Genomic DNA, 13,883 nt, shown 5'->3' on the forward strand with positions numbered 1-13,883 from the left:
CGACCCGCGGGCCCTGCCACCGGCACAGCGCGTGTGCTCGTGCCGGTGCGCGCGTGTCGACCGCCTGTGCACGAGGCGTCGGCGCAAGACGCCCAGGGTGGGGGTCCGATTCGGGGTACGGCGCTCCGAGGGCGGGGCGGCGTGCGGGGTGTCGGGATTCGGATGGCTGGGGCGGGTGTGCGCGTGTCGGCCGCAGGAGTCGACTTCAGCACCACGGGTCCGATTCGGGGGACGGGTGTCGCGACGGGTGTCGCGACGGGTGTCGCACCGGGACCGCTGGCGTGCCGGACGGGCCGGGGCGTGCCGGGCCGGCGAGCGCCGTGCCGCGGGCGCCCCGAGCACGCCGCACTCCGGCGGACGTCCTGGCCGTCCCGCCTAGGATGGTGGCATGACGACACGCGTGGCACTGGTCGGCGGCAGCGGCAAGCTCGGCAGCATCATCCGCGAGGTCGTCGACGGAATGGACGGGTTCGAGATCGTCGCGGTGCTCGGGTCGAGCAGCGACCTCGCCGAGCTCGACGGCGCGGATCTCGTCATCGACGCCTCGACTCCGGCCGTGAGCATCGACGTCGTGCGCGCGGCGATCGAACGCGGCGCCCAGGTTCTCGTCGGCACGAGCGGATGGTCCGCGGAGCGCGTCGCGCTCGTGCGCCCGCTCGTCGAGGCGGCCGGGACCGGCGCCGTCTTCATCCCGAACTTCTCGCTCGGATCCGTGCTCGGCACGGCGCTCGCCGCGGCAGCCGCGCGGTTCTTCCCGTCGGTCGAGATCGTCGAGACCCATCGCGACACGAAGATCGACTCCCCGTCGGGCACGGCCGTCCGCACGGCCGAGCTCATCGCGGCGGCCCGTGAGACGCCCGTCGACGCGCCGTTCGTCGACCAGCGCGCCCGCGGGCAGCAGGTCGCGAGCGTGCCCGTGCACTCGCTGCGCCGCCCCGGGGTGGTCGCCCGACAGGAGACGATCCTCTCCGGGCCCGGCGAGTCGCTCTCCCTCGTGCACGACACGATCGACCCGGCCGCCGCGTACGCGCCGGGCATCCGCATCGCCGTCGAGGCCGCGACCGGCGTGCGCGGCGTCGTCGTGGGCCTAGAGAACTTCATCGACATCGGCATCGGCACGCCGCGCCCCGCTGCGGCCGAGCCCGTCGACGACGGTGCGACGGTCGCGGGCCAGGCCGCGCGGGCCACGGGCGCATGAGACTGCGCGTCGGCGTCGCCGTCATGACGGCGCTCCTGCTGCTCTACATCCTCGTCGTGGGGCAGAAGGCCGTGTCGGCTCTGTCGATCGGCATCTCGACCGGCGAGCCGATCCTCGCTGTCATGGGCGGCGCGATGATCGTGCTTCCGCTCATCGCGCTGTGGGGGCTCGGCCGCGAGCTCCTGTTCGGATGGCGCGCCGAGCGCCTCGCGCGCCGTCTCGAGAGCGAGGGCGGGCTGCCGACCGAGGAGGTCAGCACGTCGCCGAGCGGGCGCCCGGCGCGAGCGGATGGCGAGGCGCTCTTCCCGACGTACCGCGCCGAGGTCGAGGCCGACGAGACCGACTGGCGCGCGTGGTACCGGCTGAGCCTCGCGTACGCCGCTGCGGGCGATACGAAGCGCGCGCGATCCGCGGTGCGCGAGGCCATCCGCCGCGAACGGGCCGCGCACAGCCCCGTCTAGCACGCGACGCGGACGCCTGCCGCAGCCGTTCAGCGCTCGGGGACGACCGCGGCGATCGCGTCCTCGAGGGCCGGGTGGGCGAACGAGAAGCCGGTGGACTGCAGCGCTCGCGGCACGATATCGGCGTCGACGAGGAGCATGTCGTCGGCGAAGTCGCGACCGAGCGCGGCGCGGAGAGCCCACGCGGGCGCAGGCAGGGCGAAAGGGCGACGCAGCCGACGTGCGAGCGCCCGCCCGAAGTCGTTCGCGGTCGTCGCGACCGGGGCAGCCAGGTTGACCGGCCCGGTCAGCCGGTGCTCGAGGACGTGGCGGATGGCCGCGATCGCGTCCTCGAAGGAGATCCAGGCCCACACCTGGCGCCCCGAGCCGAGCGGGCCGGCGAGACCCGCTCGCGTCAGGGGGATGAGCGGACGCAGGACGCCGTCGGGATGCACGACCGGCGCGGTGCGGAGGAGCGCGACGCGGGGCCCGGCGCCGTGCGCGGCCTGCTCCCACGCGCCGCAGAGATCGGCGAGGAATCCGCTCCCACGAGGTGCGTCCTCGGTGACGGGGCCATCGGGTGAGGACCCGTACCAGCCCGCGGCGCTCGCCGAGACGAGGAGGGGCGGCTCGTCGAGCTGGGAGATCGCGCGGGCGAGGACGCGCGTGGGCGTGAGCCGCGAGGAGTGCAGGCGCCGCCGGTACGCGGGCGTCCAGGGGATGCGCCCCACGCTCGCGCCGCAGAGGTTCACGACGGCGTCCGCGCCTCGGAGGACAGCGGGATCGAGATGGGGAGCGTCGAGCCAGCGCGTCTCGTCCGCGGCGCTCGGGGCGCGGCGGACGAGACGCGTCACCTCCACGCCCGCCGCGCGGAGGTCGTCGACGACGCCCTGGCCGAGGAGGCCCGACGAGCCGGCGACGATGACGCGCGTGAGCGAGGAGGCGGTCATCCTGGGTTACGCGAGCGTCGCCTCGAGCGAGATCTCGATGCCGGCGAGCGCCTGCGAGACGGGGCAGCCCGCCTTGGCCTCCTCGGCGATCTGCTGGAAGCGCTCGGCGTCGATGCCGGGGACGACGGCGTTGACGTTGAGGTGGCTCCCCGTGATGCCGGTGCCGGGCTTGAAGGTGACCGACGCGGTCGTGTCGATCTTCTCCGGCGGCGTGCCGTTCTCGGCGAGCGCGTTCGAGAGCGCCATGCTGAAGCACGACGAGTGCGCTGCCGCGATGAGCTCCTCGGGGGTGGTCGTCGTGTCGGAGCCCTCGCTGCGGGCCTTCCAGTTCACGGGGAACGTCCCGACGCCGGTCGAGAACGAGACGGTGCCGGAGCCCTCGAAGAGGGATCCCTGCCACGAGGTGCTGGCTTCGCTGGTGACGGTCATTGTCGTTCCTCCTGATCGGGGGCGGATGGTCCGCGGCCAGCCTAACGGCGCGGCCCGACACGGGGAACGCCTTGCGCCGGCGCCCCTCATGTCATATTCCGCCACCTCGGGTCCGTCGGCACGGCGACGGATCTACCGTGGTTCCGATGACCCCCGCCGCCGCTCTCGCCGCTCTCGTCGCGATCGTCCTCGTCGCGACGGCCCTCGGCGTGCTCCTGCGGCGACGCGAGGGCCGCGCTCGGGCGGTCCGGGCGGATGCCGTCGCCCCGACGGCGCTCGGGCTCGCCCCGGGCGCCTTCGGAGAGCGCGCGACGCTCGTGCAGTTCAGCACCGAGCTGTGCGCCCGGTGCCCCGCGGTGCGGCGGCTGCTCTCCGACGTGGCGGGGGAGAGGGATGGCGTCGCGCACGTCGACGTCGACGTCACGCACCGCGTCGAGATCGCCCGGCGCTTCCACGTGCTCCAGACGCCCACGACCCTCGTCCTCGACGCGCGCGGCATCCCGCGCGCCCGCATCGCCGGAGCTCCGACCCGCGACACGGTGATGGCCGAGCTCGACGCCATCGAAGGGAAGACCCATGCCTGACGCCCCCGCAGGGATCGATCCGCGCGGCCCCCGCTTCGCCGCCGCCATCACGAGCGCGCTGCTGCTCGCCGCGACGTTCCTCGCCTTCACGGGGGTCTCGACGCGGACGGCGGCGTCGTTCGGCTGGTTCGCCCATCAGCCCGCGAGCGGTGCGGTCTTCACGCCGGGGATCGGCGCCGCCTCCGTCTTCGAGCGCGCGGCGGATCCCGGCTTCCTCGCGGTGCTCGTCGTCGCGCTGCTCTTCCTCTGGAGCGTCGTCTCGCCGCGCACCGCGCCGTGGGGCGTGCTCTTCCGCCGCGTGGTCCGCCCTCGACTCGGGCCTCCTGCGGAGCTCGAGGACCCGCGCCCGCCGCGCTTCGCGCAGGGCGTCGGCCTGTTCGTCACGGGGCTCGGCCTCGTCCTGCATCTCGCGGCCGTGCCCTGGGTGCTGCCGATCGCGGCGGCCGCGGCGTTCGTCGCCGCCTTCCTCAACGCGGCATTCGGATTCTGCCTCGGCTGCCGGATCTACCTCCTCCTGCAGCGCGCGGGCATCGTCGGACGCGAGCGCGCCGCCTGAGCCGGCGCGCGCCATCCCGACTAGCCTTGACGTCATGAGCGGCGCCATCCCCACCCCGTACGAGGATCTCCTTCGCGACGTGCTCGCGAACGGCACGCACAAGGACGACCGCACGGGCACCGGGACGACGAGCGTGTTCGGGCGGCAGATCCGATACGACCTCAGCGCGGGCTTCCCGCTCATCACGACGAAGCGCGTGCACTTCAAGTCGGTCGCCTACGAGCTGCTGTGGTTCCTGCGCGGCGACTCGAACGTGCGCTGGCTCCAGGAGCACGGCGTGTCGATCTGGGACGAGTGGGCTGACGAGGACGGCGAGCTCGGGCCGGTCTATGGCGTGCAGTGGCGCTCGTGGCCGACGCCGAGCGGCGAGAGCATCGACCAGATCGCGAAGGTCGTCGCGCAGCTGAAGGCGAACCCCGACAGCCGTCGGCACATCGTGACGGCGTGGAACCCGGCCGAGGTCGACGACATGGCGCTGCCGCCGTGCCACGCCCTCTTCCAGTTCTACGTCGCGGACGGCCGCCTCAGCTGCCAGCTCTACCAGCGCAGCGCCGACCTCTTCCTCGGCGTGCCCTTCAACATCGCGTCGTACGCGCTCCTCACGCTCATGGTCGCCCAGCAGACCGGTCTCGAGCCGGGCGACTTCGTGTGGACCGGCGGCGACTGCCACATCTACGACAACCATCGGGAGCAGGTCGTCGAGCAGCTCTCGCGCGAGCCCTACCCGTACCCCAGGCTGCGATTCGCCCGGAAGCCGGAGTCGCTCTTCGACTACGCGTACGACGACTTCGTCGTGGAGGAGTACCGCCACCATCCCGCGATCCGCGCGGCCGTGGCGGTCTGAGCCGTGACCATCCGCTCGATCTGGGCGCAGTCGCGCACCCGCGCGATCGGGTCCGACGGGGGCATGCTGTGGCAGCTGCCCGAGGACATGGCCTTCTTCAAGCGCGCCACGACGGGAACGCCGGTCGTGATGGGGCGGAAGACGTGGCTGTCGTTCCCCGAGCGCTTCCGCCCGCTTCCCGACCGTCCCAACATCGTCGTCACGCGCGACGAGGGCTTCGCGGCGGAGGGCGCGCAGGTCGTGCACTCGCTCGAGGACGCCCTCGAGGCCGCGGGGCGGATCGACGACGAGGTCTGGGTGATCGGCGGCGCGCAGATCTACGCGCAGGCCATGGACGTCGTCGACGAGCTGTGGGTCACCGAGGTCGACGTCGACGCGGATGGCGACGCCTACGCGCCCGAGATCGGCGACGAGTGGCAGGCCATCCGGTCGGAGCCCGAGGGCCCCGCGGAGTGGCTCACGAGCCGGACGGGCACCCGCTACCGCTTCGTCGTGTACCGGCGCCGCTGAGCCCCCGCTGCGGGGGCCCAGCGGCTCGGCTCACGCGCCCAGCCGGAGGCTGACCGTGGCGTACGAGTGCGGCGGGAGCTCGACCTCGAGGCCGCGCGCGTGCGTGCGGACGCCGTCGAAGTCGACCGGCGCGACGTTCTCCGGCTGACCGGGCACGTTGTGCGCGGCCGTGCTGTCGGCCGTGAGCAGGCGGGCCGACCAGCCCTCGACCGCCCTGCCGCGCAGGTCGAGGACGACCGTGCGCGGCTGGTCGGCGTCGAGGTTCGATAGGGACACGAGCGCCGCGCCGTCCTTGGTCGACGCCGACGCCGAGATCATCGGCAGGTCGCGCCCGTCGACCGCGCGGGTCTCGCCGTCGACGACATGCGCCTCGAGCGCCTGCGCGTCGTGGTGGCCGACGTTCATCGCGAACACGTGGAACGTGGGGGTCTTCACGAGCGCTCCGGTCTCGGGGTCGGTGAGGAGCATCGCCTGAAGCACGTTGACGGTCTGCGCGATGTTCGCCATGACGAGGCGGTCGGCGTGGCGGTGGAACGCGTCGAAGTGCACGCTCGCGACGAGCGCGTCGCGCAGGGTGTTCTGCTGGTAGAGGAACCCGGGGTTCGTGCCGGGCTCGACATCCCACCACGTGCCCCACTCGTCGAGGACGAGGCCCACGCGGCGGCGCGGATCGTGCCGGTCCATCACGGTGCTGTGCCGCGTGAGGAGCTGCTCGATGTGGAAGGCGCGGGAGAGCGCGAGGTACCACTCGTCCTCGTCGAACTCGGTCGCCGAGCCCTTGCTCTGCCACGAGCCCGACATCGTGTAGTAGTGCAGCGAGACCGCCTGATAGGGCGAGGATCCCTGGCCGTCGCAGCCGAGGCATCCGAGCGCCTTCATGAGGGTCTCGGTCCACTCGAGGTCGTCGGCGTTCGCGCCCGCCGCGATCCGGTACACCGTGTTGCCGCCGTGGTCGCGCACGTACGTCGCGTACTGGCGGGCGAGGTCCGCGTACGCCTCGGCGCGCATGTTGCCGCCGCAGCCCCAGGCCTCGTTGCCGATGCCGAAGAACGGCACCTTCCAGGGCTCGTCGCGGCCGTTCTCGCGGCGCAGCGCGGCCATGGGGGAGTCGTCGGCCCGTGTGAGGTACTCGATCCACTCGCTCATCTCGCGCACGGTGCCCGAGCCGACGTTGCCGTTCACATAGGCGTCGGCGCCGAGCATCTCGCAGAGCTGCATGAACTCGTGCGTTCCGAAGGAGTTGTCCTCGACGACGTCGCCCCAGTGGGAGTTGACCATGCGCGGGCGGCTCTCGCGCGGGCCGATGCCGTCGCGCCAGTGGTAGTCGTCGGCGAAGCAGCCGCCCGGCCAGCGCAGGTTCGGGATCGCGAGCTCGCGGAGCGCCTCGACGACGTCGAGGCGGATGCCGCCCTCGTTCGGGATGTCGGAGTCCTCGCCGACGAAGAAGCCGCCGTAGATGCACCGCCCCAGGTGCTCGGCGAAGTGCCCGTAGAGGTGGCGGCTGATCGTGGGGCCGGGGAGGTCGAGGTCGATGACGACGCGGGTGGAGGACATGGGAGCCTTTCCGGGTGAGAGAAGTGATGTAACGATACATCCGGACGGGCTCCGGGGGAAGAGCGGATTCGCATAGGGTCGATCCGAGCAGCGCGAGCGCGAAGGAGGCGGCCATGGCGACGATGAGCGACGTGGCGCGCGCGGCCGGGGTGTCGGTCATGACGGTGTCGAACGTGCTCAACGACCGCGGGCGGGTGAGCGCCGAGACACGGCTGCGGGTGCTCGAGAAGGTGCGGGAGATCGGGTACGAGATCGACCTCACGGCGCGGCGCCTGCGCGCGGGACGCACCGACACGGTCGCGCTCATCGTGCCGCGCTTCGACCACGCGTACTTCGGCGACCTCGCGGCCGCGTTCGCCGAGGCGTTCGCCCTTCGGGGGCGCCACCTCGTCGTCGAGCAGAGCGGTGCGAGCGTCGAGGGCGAGCTGTCCGCGCTGTCGCTCGCGCGCCTGCGCATGTACGACGGCGTGATCCTGAGCCCAGTGGGGCTCGGCGCGCCCGACCTCGACCGCATCGCCATCCCCACGCCCATCGTCATGCTCGGCGAGCAGCAGGTGCCCGAGCGCTTCGACCACGTCACCATGGCGAACGCCGAGGGCGCGCGGATGGCGGTCGCCCACCTCATCGGGAGCGGTGCGCGGCGCGTCGCGATCGTCGGCGGTGCGCGCGCGTCGCGCGGCGTGACGATGTCGAGCCAGCGCACGGACGGATGGCGCGCGGCGCACGCGGACGCGGGGCTCGCCGCGGATCCCGAGCTGGTCTTGGAGGTGCGCGAGCCGGCCGTCGACGGCGCGCGCGACGCCATCGCGCGCGCAGTGCGGGACGGCCTCGGCGTCGACGCCGTCTTCGCGGTCACCGACCAGATCGCCTTCGGCGTGCTCGCGGGGCTCGCCGACGCGGGCGTCGCGGTGCCGGGGGACGTGCAGGTGATCGGGTTCGACGACGTCGGGATCAGCCGCCATGTCGCCGGCGGGCTGTCGACGGTCGATCCCGGCTCCCGCTGGATCGTCGAGCAGGCGGTCGAGACGCTCGAGGCGCGGATGGCGCGCGCGGACTTCGCGCCGCGGCACCTCGTGAGCCCCGCACGCCTCGTGCTGAGGGCCACGTCGAAGGCGGCGCCGTCGTCGAGGCGATAGCCTTGATGCCATGACGCACACGGGCAATCCCTTCGGACAGGTTCTCGTCGCGCTCGTCACGCCGATGACGGCGGACGGCGAAGTGGACTGGCCCGGCGTCGAGAAGCACATCGACGCGTGCATCGCCCAGGGCGCCGACGGGATCGTCGTCACGGGCACGACGGGGGAGACCTCGACCCTGACCGACGCCGAGAAGCTGCGCCTCGTCGAGGTCGGCAAGGACGTCTCGGCCGGGCGCGCGAAGATCATCACGGGCGGCGGCTCGAACGAGACCGCGCACGCGATCGACCTCTATCAGAAGAGCGAGAAGGCCGGCGCCGACGGCATCATGATCGTCACGCCGTACTACAACAAGCCGACGCAGGCGGGCGTCCTCACGCACTTCCGGCTCATCGCCGACTCGACCGACCTCCCGGTGATCCTCTACGACATCCCCGGGCGCACGGGCATCCCGATCCGCTACGAGACGATCCTGCGCCTCGCGAAGCACCCGAACATCCTCGCGGTCAAGGACGCCAAGGGCGACCTCAGCGAGGTGAGCCGCGTGCTCAACCAGACCGACCTCATGTACTTCTCGGGTGACGACGCCAACGTGCTCCCCGAGCTCGCGATCGGCGCCACGGGCCTCATCGGCGTGACCGCCAACGTGGCCTCGGGCCCGTACCGCACGATCGTCGACGCGGTGAACCGCGGCGACCTCGCCACGGCGACCGACCAGCACAAGCGCCTCGAGCCGCTCGTGCGCGCGCTCATGACGCACGTGCCCGGCACGGTCGCGACGAAGTACGTGCTGCACGGCCTCGGTCGGATCTCGAGCCCGCGCGTGCGCCTGCCGCTCGTCGGTCCCGAGGAATGGGAGGCCGCGCTCATCGAGGACGAGCTCGCGCTCGTCAAGGACGTCGACGGGGTCGACTTCTCGAACTTCCGCCCCGACCGCAACGCGGCCGCGGGCGGCGCGCTGCCGAAGGTGCCCGGCACCACCCGCTGATCTCCCGCGGCGGCACCGGTCGTCGCGACAACACCGAATACGACGAACCGGATGCCGCAGGGCATCCCGGAAGGCGGACGATGTCCACACAGGTTCTCGAGCCCGCAGATCTCACCCCGGGGACCCTTCGGGTGACGCCCCTGGGCGGTCTCGGCGAGGTCGGCCGCAACATGACCACGTACGAGATCGACGGCGAGATCCTCATCATCGACTGCGGCGTGCTCTTCCCCGAGGAGCACCAGCCGGGCGTCGACCTGATCCTGCCCGACATGGAGCCGCTGCGCGGACGTCTCGACGACGTCGTGGGCGTGGTGCTCACCCACGGGCACGAGGACCACATCGGCGCCGTCCCGTACCTCCTCAAGCAGCGCCCCGACATCCCGATCATCGGCTCCGCGCTCACGCTCGCGCTCACCGCAGCGAAGCTCAAGGAGCACCGGATCACCCCCGTCGCGCACGTCGTGAAGGAGGGCGAGACGTGGGAGGCCGGGCCGTTCGAGCTCGAGTTCGTCGCGGTGAACCACTCGATCCCGGACGCGCTCGCGGTCGCCGTGCGCACGGACGCCGGCCTCGTGCTCCACACGGGCGACTTCAAGATGGACCAGCTGCCGCTCGACGGCCGCATCACCGATCTGCGCGCCTTCGCGCGGCTCGGCGAGGAGGGCGTCGATCTCTTCCTGCCCGACTCGACCAATGCCGACGTGCCCGGCTTCACGCCGACCGAGCGGTCGATCGGGCCCGTGCTCGACCAGGTCATCTCGAAGACGCCGGGGCGCGTCATCGTCGCGAGCTTCTCGAGTCACGTGCACCGCGTGCAGCAGGTGCTCGATGCCGCGGCCGCGAACGGGCGGCGCGTCGCGCTGCTCGGCCGCAGCATGGTGCGCAACATGACGATCGCCGCCGACCTGGGATATCTCAACGTGCCCGACGGCGTGCTCATCGACTACAAGAAGGCACGCGATGTGCCCGACCACCAGATCGTCTACATGTCGACGGGGTCGCAGGGCGAGCCGATGGCCGTGCTCAGCCGCATGGCGAACCTCGACCACGAGATCGAGCCGGGGGAGGGCGACACCGTCATCCTCGCCTCGAGCCTCATCCCGGGCAACGAGAACGCCGTCTACCGCGTCATCGACGGGCTCACGAAGCTCGGCGCCAACGTCGTGCACAAGGCCAACGCGAAGGTGCACGTGTCGGGCCACGCCGCGGCCGGCGAGCTCATCTACTGCTACAACATCCTCAAGCCGCGCAACGTGCTGCCCGTCCACGGCGAGTACCGGCACCTGATGGCGAACGCCCGGCTCGCGCAGGACACGGGCATCGACGCCGAGCGCACCATCATCGGCTCGAACGGCACGGTCGTCGACCTCAAGGACGGCGAGGCGCGCGTCGTGGGCCAGCTCGACCTGGGCTTCGTCTACGTGGACGGCTCGAGCGTCGGCGCCATCACGGATGCCGACCTCAAGGACCGCCGGACGCTCGGCGAGGAGGGCTTCGTGTCGGTGATCGTCGTGGTCGACTCGCAGACCGGCAGGATCATCACGGGCCCCGAGATCCACGCGCGAGGCATCGCGGAGGAGGACCGGGTCTTCGACAAGGTCAAGCCGAAGATCGTCGCGGCCCTCGAGGAGGCCGCCCAGAAGGGCGTGCGCGACAATCACGCGCTCTCGCAGACGGTGCGTCGGACGATCGGCCGCTGGGTGAACCAGTCGCTGCGCCGCCGGCCGATGATCGTGCCGCTCGTCATCGAGGCCTGAGGGCGCGAGCGCCGTCGTGGACGCCGGATCGGCGCGGGATTCCGCGCCGATCCGCGTCGTTCCGGCCGGATGTCGGCCCGGCGACGTACCGTGGAGCAATGCCACGTACGTCCGCCGCGTCGAAGAGCCCGGGAACCAGAAGCACCCGCGGGGCCTCGAAGGATGAGGCCGTGGCCGCTCCGCGCCCGCGCAAGAAGGCCGATCCGGCTCCCAAGCGCTATGTCGACGAGGCCGAGCGGCAGCCCCTGCTCGTCCGGGGATGGAACGGCCTCGCTCGCGCGGTGGGCGGCCTCTTCCGCGCGTTCGGGCCCGAGGTCCTCGAGAAGGACCAGCGCCGCGACGGCTTCCCGCTCCTGCTCGTGCTGCTCGCGATCGCGGGTGCCGTCAACGAGTGGTTCTTCATCGGCAACGAGATCGCCGTTCAGATCAGCGCCTACTCGTTCGGCCTGCTGATCGGCCGCGCGGCCTTCATCTTCCCGATCCTCCTGCTCCTGCTGGCCGGCTGGTTCTTCCGCCATCCGTCCTCGGTGAACGACAACGGGCGCGTGGGGATCGGCTTCGGCATGCTCACCGTGACGATCGCGGGCTTCCTGCACGTGGCAGGCGGGCGCCCCAAGCCGGTCGAGGGCGTGCTCGCCCTGAGCGAGGCGGGCGGCGTCTTCGGGTGGCTCGTCGCCGAGGCCATGGCCTTCCTCATCACGGACGTCGGCGCATACGTCGTGCTGTCCCTGCTCGCCGTGCTCAGCGTGCTCATCCTCACCAAGACGCCGCCGAACCGCATCGGCCAGCGGCTCGGCGACCTGTACCTGTGGATGTTCGACGCCGAGCGCACCGCGCCGGAGAGCCGCGAGAAGCCCGCCAAGGGCGCGACGGCCCCGACGAAGGTGCTCGAGGGCGACGAGGCCGACGACGGCAAGGACGCGGGCGTGCCGTGGTGGCGGCGGAACAAGTCCGGCCGCGAGGAGGACCCCGAGGTCGTCTCGGAGCCGCAGGACCTCACCGAGCTGCTCACCGACCAGACCGATCGCGGCTACGACCAGGCGATCGTGACGTCGGCGCCGGCGGCCGACGACATCCGCACGGACGACCCGGACGACGCGGTGACGGAGGTGCTCACCTCCTCGGTGCTCGCCGGGCTGCGCGGCGACGGCGCCGAGCGACGCACGGGCCTCGTGGGCGACGGAGACGACCTCGACGACGAGACCGACGACCTGCCGGGATTCACCGGCTTCGGGACCGACGGCCCCGGCGGCCGCGGGCCGCAGCCGCCCTCCCAGCCGTACGTGCTGCCGTCGCCGACCGCACTCGCGTCGGGCCCTCCGGCCGTCGCGCGCTCCGAGGCCAACGACCGCGTGGTCGCCCAGATCACGAGCGTCTTCGAGCAGTTCAAGGTCGATGCGGAGGTCACCGGGTTCTCGCGCGGCCCGACCGTGACGCAGTACGAGATCGAGCTCGGGCCCGGCGTCAAGGTCGAGAAGATCACCCAGCTCTCGAACAACATCGCCTACGCCGTCGCGTCGAACGACGTGCGCATCCTCGCCCCGATCCCGGGCAAGAGCGCGATCGGCGTGGAGATCCCGAACGCCGACCGCGAGACGGTCGCGCTCGGCGACGTGCTCCGCTCCGCCGCGGCCCAGAAGTCGACGCATCCGCTCACGATCGGCGTCGGCAAGGACGTCGGCGGCGGCTTCGTCGTGGCGAACCTCGCGAAGATGCCCCACCTCCTGGTCGCGGGTTCGACGGGCTCCGGAAAGTCGAGCTTCGTGAACTCGATGATCACGAGCCTCCTCATGCGCGCCAAGCCGAGCGAGGTGCGCATGGTGCTGATCGACCCGAAGCGGGTCGAGCTCACGAACTACGCGGGCGTGCCGCACCTCATCACCCCGATCATCACGAACGCGAAGAAGGCCGCCGAGGCTCTCCAGTGGGTCGTGAAGGAGATGGACATGCGGTACGACGACCTCGCGTCGTTCGGATTCCGCCACATCGACGACTTCAACCGCGCGGTCGTCGCGGGCGAGGTCGACGTGCCGGCCGGCAGCGAGCGCGTGCTGAAGCCGTACCCCTACCTCCTCGTCGTCGTCGACGAGCTCGCCGACCTGATGATGGTGGCTCCCCGCGACGTCGAGGACTCGATCGTCCGCATCACGCAGCTCGCACGCGCGTCCGGCATCCATCTCGTCCTCGCCACGCAGCGGCCGTCGGTCGACGTCGTCACCGGCCTCATCAAGGCCAATGTGCCCTCGCGCCTCGCGTTCGCCGTGACGAGCGTCACCGACAGTCGCGTCATCCTCGACCAGCCGGGCGCCGACAAGCTCATCGGGCAGGGCGACGCGCTGTTCTCGCCCATGGGGTCGTCGAAGGCGCTCCGTGTGCAGGGCGCGTGGGTGACCGAGGAGGAGATCGAGAAGGTCGTCGCGCACGTCACGGGGCAGGCGCGGCCCGAGTACCGCGCGGATGTCGCGGAGGCGCTCGAGCCGAAGAAGAAGGAGGTCGACGAGGACATCGGAGACGACCTCGAGCTGCTCCTCGCCGCGGCCGAGCTCATCGTCACGAGCCAGTTCGGCTCGACGTCGATGCTCCAGCGCAAGCTGCGCGTGGGCTTCGCGAAGGCCGGCCGCCTCATGGACCTGCTCGAGTCGCGAGAGATCGTCGGACCGTCCGAGGGCTCGAAGGCCCGCGACGTGCTCGTCACGCCCGAGCAGCTGCCCGGCGTGCTCGCGAAGCTGCGCGGCGAGGAGCCGCCCGCTGCCGCTCCGGCGGCTCCCTCGCCCGAGGCGCCCTCGGTGCCCGACGCCGACGACCGCTATGCCGACGACCCCATCGAGGCGCAGTTCGCCGGCCGCGAGGTCGTCGACGAGAGCGAGTCCGAGGACGCCTGGGGTCTGACCGGGCGCGACGAGCCGCGCTACTGACGCCCGCGCCTGACAGACTGAG

At 71.9% G+C, this 13,883-nt stretch carries 13 protein-coding genes; 10 read left to right on the forward strand and 3 right to left on the reverse strand.

What is annotated here, in order from left to right:
* Positions 1–388 precede the first annotated feature (388 nt).
* Complete coding sequence (gene dapB / locus M1D46_RS07615) at positions 389–1,198, forward strand: 4-hydroxy-tetrahydrodipicolinate reductase (protein WP_456287064.1); 810 nt, start codon at positions 389–391, stop codon at positions 1,196–1,198.
* Positions 1,195–1,659, forward strand: a complete 465-nt coding sequence (locus M1D46_RS07620; RefSeq protein ID WP_421075992.1) for a hypothetical protein — start codon at positions 1,195–1,197, stop codon at positions 1,657–1,659. Before dapB ends, M1D46_RS07620 begins: the two co-directional genes overlap by 4 nt.
* A 29-nt stretch (positions 1,660–1,688) precedes the next feature.
* On the opposite strand, the gene M1D46_RS07625 is transcribed toward M1D46_RS07620, so the two are convergent.
* Together M1D46_RS07625 and M1D46_RS07630 are read right to left on the reverse strand one after the other, a co-directional pair.
* Positions 1,689–2,588 carry a TIGR01777 family oxidoreductase gene (locus tag M1D46_RS07625; RefSeq protein ID WP_456287065.1) on the reverse strand — a complete coding sequence of 300 codons (900 nt, stop codon included), beginning with the start codon at positions 2,586–2,588 and terminating at the stop codon, positions 1,689–1,691.
* A 6-nt stretch (positions 2,589–2,594) separates the two neighbouring features.
* The gene (locus M1D46_RS07630; protein ID WP_271174233.1) at positions 2,595–3,017 is read right to left on the reverse strand and encodes an OsmC family protein; all 423 of its coding nucleotides are present in this window, start codon (positions 3,015–3,017) and stop codon (positions 2,595–2,597) included.
* Between the two features lie 146 nt (positions 3,018–3,163).
* Between M1D46_RS07630 and M1D46_RS07635 the strand changes: the two genes are divergently transcribed.
* The 4 genes from M1D46_RS07635 to M1D46_RS07650 are packed head-to-tail and all read left to right on the forward strand — an operon-like array spanning position 3,164 to position 5,511.
* On the forward strand, positions 3,164–3,601 hold the full coding sequence (locus M1D46_RS07635) for a TlpA family protein disulfide reductase (RefSeq protein ID WP_456287066.1): 438 nt from the start codon (positions 3,164–3,166) through the stop codon (positions 3,599–3,601).
* Positions 3,594–4,157: a DUF4395 domain-containing protein gene (locus tag M1D46_RS07640; protein ID WP_456287067.1), complete on the forward strand. Its 564-nt coding sequence runs from the start codon at positions 3,594–3,596 to the stop codon at positions 4,155–4,157. Before M1D46_RS07635 ends, M1D46_RS07640 begins: the two co-directional genes overlap by 8 nt.
* 34 nt (positions 4,158–4,191) lie before the next feature.
* Positions 4,192–5,001: a thymidylate synthase gene (locus tag M1D46_RS07645; protein WP_271174236.1), complete on the forward strand. Its 810-nt coding sequence runs from the start codon at positions 4,192–4,194 to the stop codon at positions 4,999–5,001.
* A 3-nt stretch (positions 5,002–5,004) separates the two neighbouring features.
* The gene (locus tag M1D46_RS07650) at positions 5,005–5,511 is read left to right on the forward strand and encodes a dihydrofolate reductase (protein ID WP_456287068.1); all 507 of its coding nucleotides are present in this window, start codon (positions 5,005–5,007) and stop codon (positions 5,509–5,511) included.
* Positions 5,512–5,541: 30 nt separating this feature from the next.
* On the opposite strand, the gene M1D46_RS07655 is transcribed toward M1D46_RS07650, so the two are convergent.
* Positions 5,542–7,065, reverse strand: a complete 1,524-nt coding sequence (locus tag M1D46_RS07655) for an alpha-N-arabinofuranosidase (RefSeq protein WP_271174238.1) — start codon at positions 7,063–7,065, stop codon at positions 5,542–5,544.
* Between the two features lie 113 nt (positions 7,066–7,178).
* On the opposite strand from M1D46_RS07655, the gene M1D46_RS07660 reads away from it, so the two are divergent.
* The 4 genes from M1D46_RS07660 to M1D46_RS07675 all read left to right on the forward strand — a co-directional run bounded on the left by M1D46_RS07660 (position 7,179) and on the right by M1D46_RS07675 (position 13,861).
* Positions 7,179–8,201, forward strand: coding sequence for a LacI family DNA-binding transcriptional regulator (locus tag M1D46_RS07660; RefSeq protein WP_456287069.1), 1,023 nt, complete (start codon positions 7,179–7,181; stop codon positions 8,199–8,201).
* Between the two features lie 10 nt (positions 8,202–8,211).
* A complete protein-coding gene (gene dapA / locus M1D46_RS07665) occupies positions 8,212–9,189 on the forward strand; it encodes a 4-hydroxy-tetrahydrodipicolinate synthase (RefSeq protein WP_282980002.1) in 978 nt (325 codons plus the stop codon).
* An 80-nt stretch (positions 9,190–9,269) separates the two neighbouring features.
* Positions 9,270–10,946, forward strand: coding sequence for a ribonuclease J (locus M1D46_RS07670; protein ID WP_271174241.1), 1,677 nt, complete (start codon positions 9,270–9,272; stop codon positions 10,944–10,946).
* Positions 10,947–11,044: 98 nt separating this feature from the next.
* Positions 11,045–13,861, forward strand: a complete 2,817-nt coding sequence (locus M1D46_RS07675; RefSeq protein WP_456287070.1) for a DNA translocase FtsK — start codon at positions 11,045–11,047, stop codon at positions 13,859–13,861.
* The last annotated feature ends 22 nt before the right edge of the window (positions 13,862–13,883 follow it).

It is taken from the genome of Microbacterium sp. JZ70, from assembly GCF_053903225.1.

Bases quoted from the DNA above. Each gene is read 5' to 3' on its own strand.
- dapB (WP_456287064.1), top strand. From the start codon at position 389: ATGACGACACGCGTGGCACTGGTCGGCGGCAGCGGCAAGCTCGGCAGC.
- M1D46_RS07620 (WP_421075992.1), top strand. From the start codon at position 1,195: ATGAGACTGCGCGTCGGCGTCGCCGTCATGACGGCGCTCCTGCTGCTC.
- M1D46_RS07625 (WP_456287065.1), bottom strand. From the start codon at position 2,588: ATGACCGCCTCCTCGCTCACGCGCGTCATCGTCGCCGGCTCGTCGGGC.
- M1D46_RS07630 (WP_271174233.1), bottom strand. From the start codon at position 3,017: ATGACCGTCACCAGCGAAGCCAGCACCTCGTGGCAGGGATCCCTCTTC.
- M1D46_RS07635 (WP_456287066.1), top strand. From the start codon at position 3,164: ATGACCCCCGCCGCCGCTCTCGCCGCTCTCGTCGCGATCGTCCTCGTC.
- M1D46_RS07640 (WP_456287067.1), top strand. From the start codon at position 3,594: ATGCCTGACGCCCCCGCAGGGATCGATCCGCGCGGCCCCCGCTTCGCC.
- M1D46_RS07645 (WP_271174236.1), top strand. From the start codon at position 4,192: ATGAGCGGCGCCATCCCCACCCCGTACGAGGATCTCCTTCGCGACGTG.
- M1D46_RS07655 (WP_271174238.1), bottom strand. From the start codon at position 7,065: ATGTCCTCCACCCGCGTCGTCATCGACCTCGACCTCCCCGGCCCCACG.
- M1D46_RS07660 (WP_456287069.1), top strand. From the start codon at position 7,179: ATGGCGACGATGAGCGACGTGGCGCGCGCGGCCGGGGTGTCGGTCATG.
- dapA (WP_282980002.1), top strand. From the start codon at position 8,212: ATGACGCACACGGGCAATCCCTTCGGACAGGTTCTCGTCGCGCTCGTC.
- M1D46_RS07670 (WP_271174241.1), top strand. From the start codon at position 9,270: ATGTCCACACAGGTTCTCGAGCCCGCAGATCTCACCCCGGGGACCCTT.
- M1D46_RS07675 (WP_456287070.1), top strand. From the start codon at position 11,045: ATGCCACGTACGTCCGCCGCGTCGAAGAGCCCGGGAACCAGAAGCACC.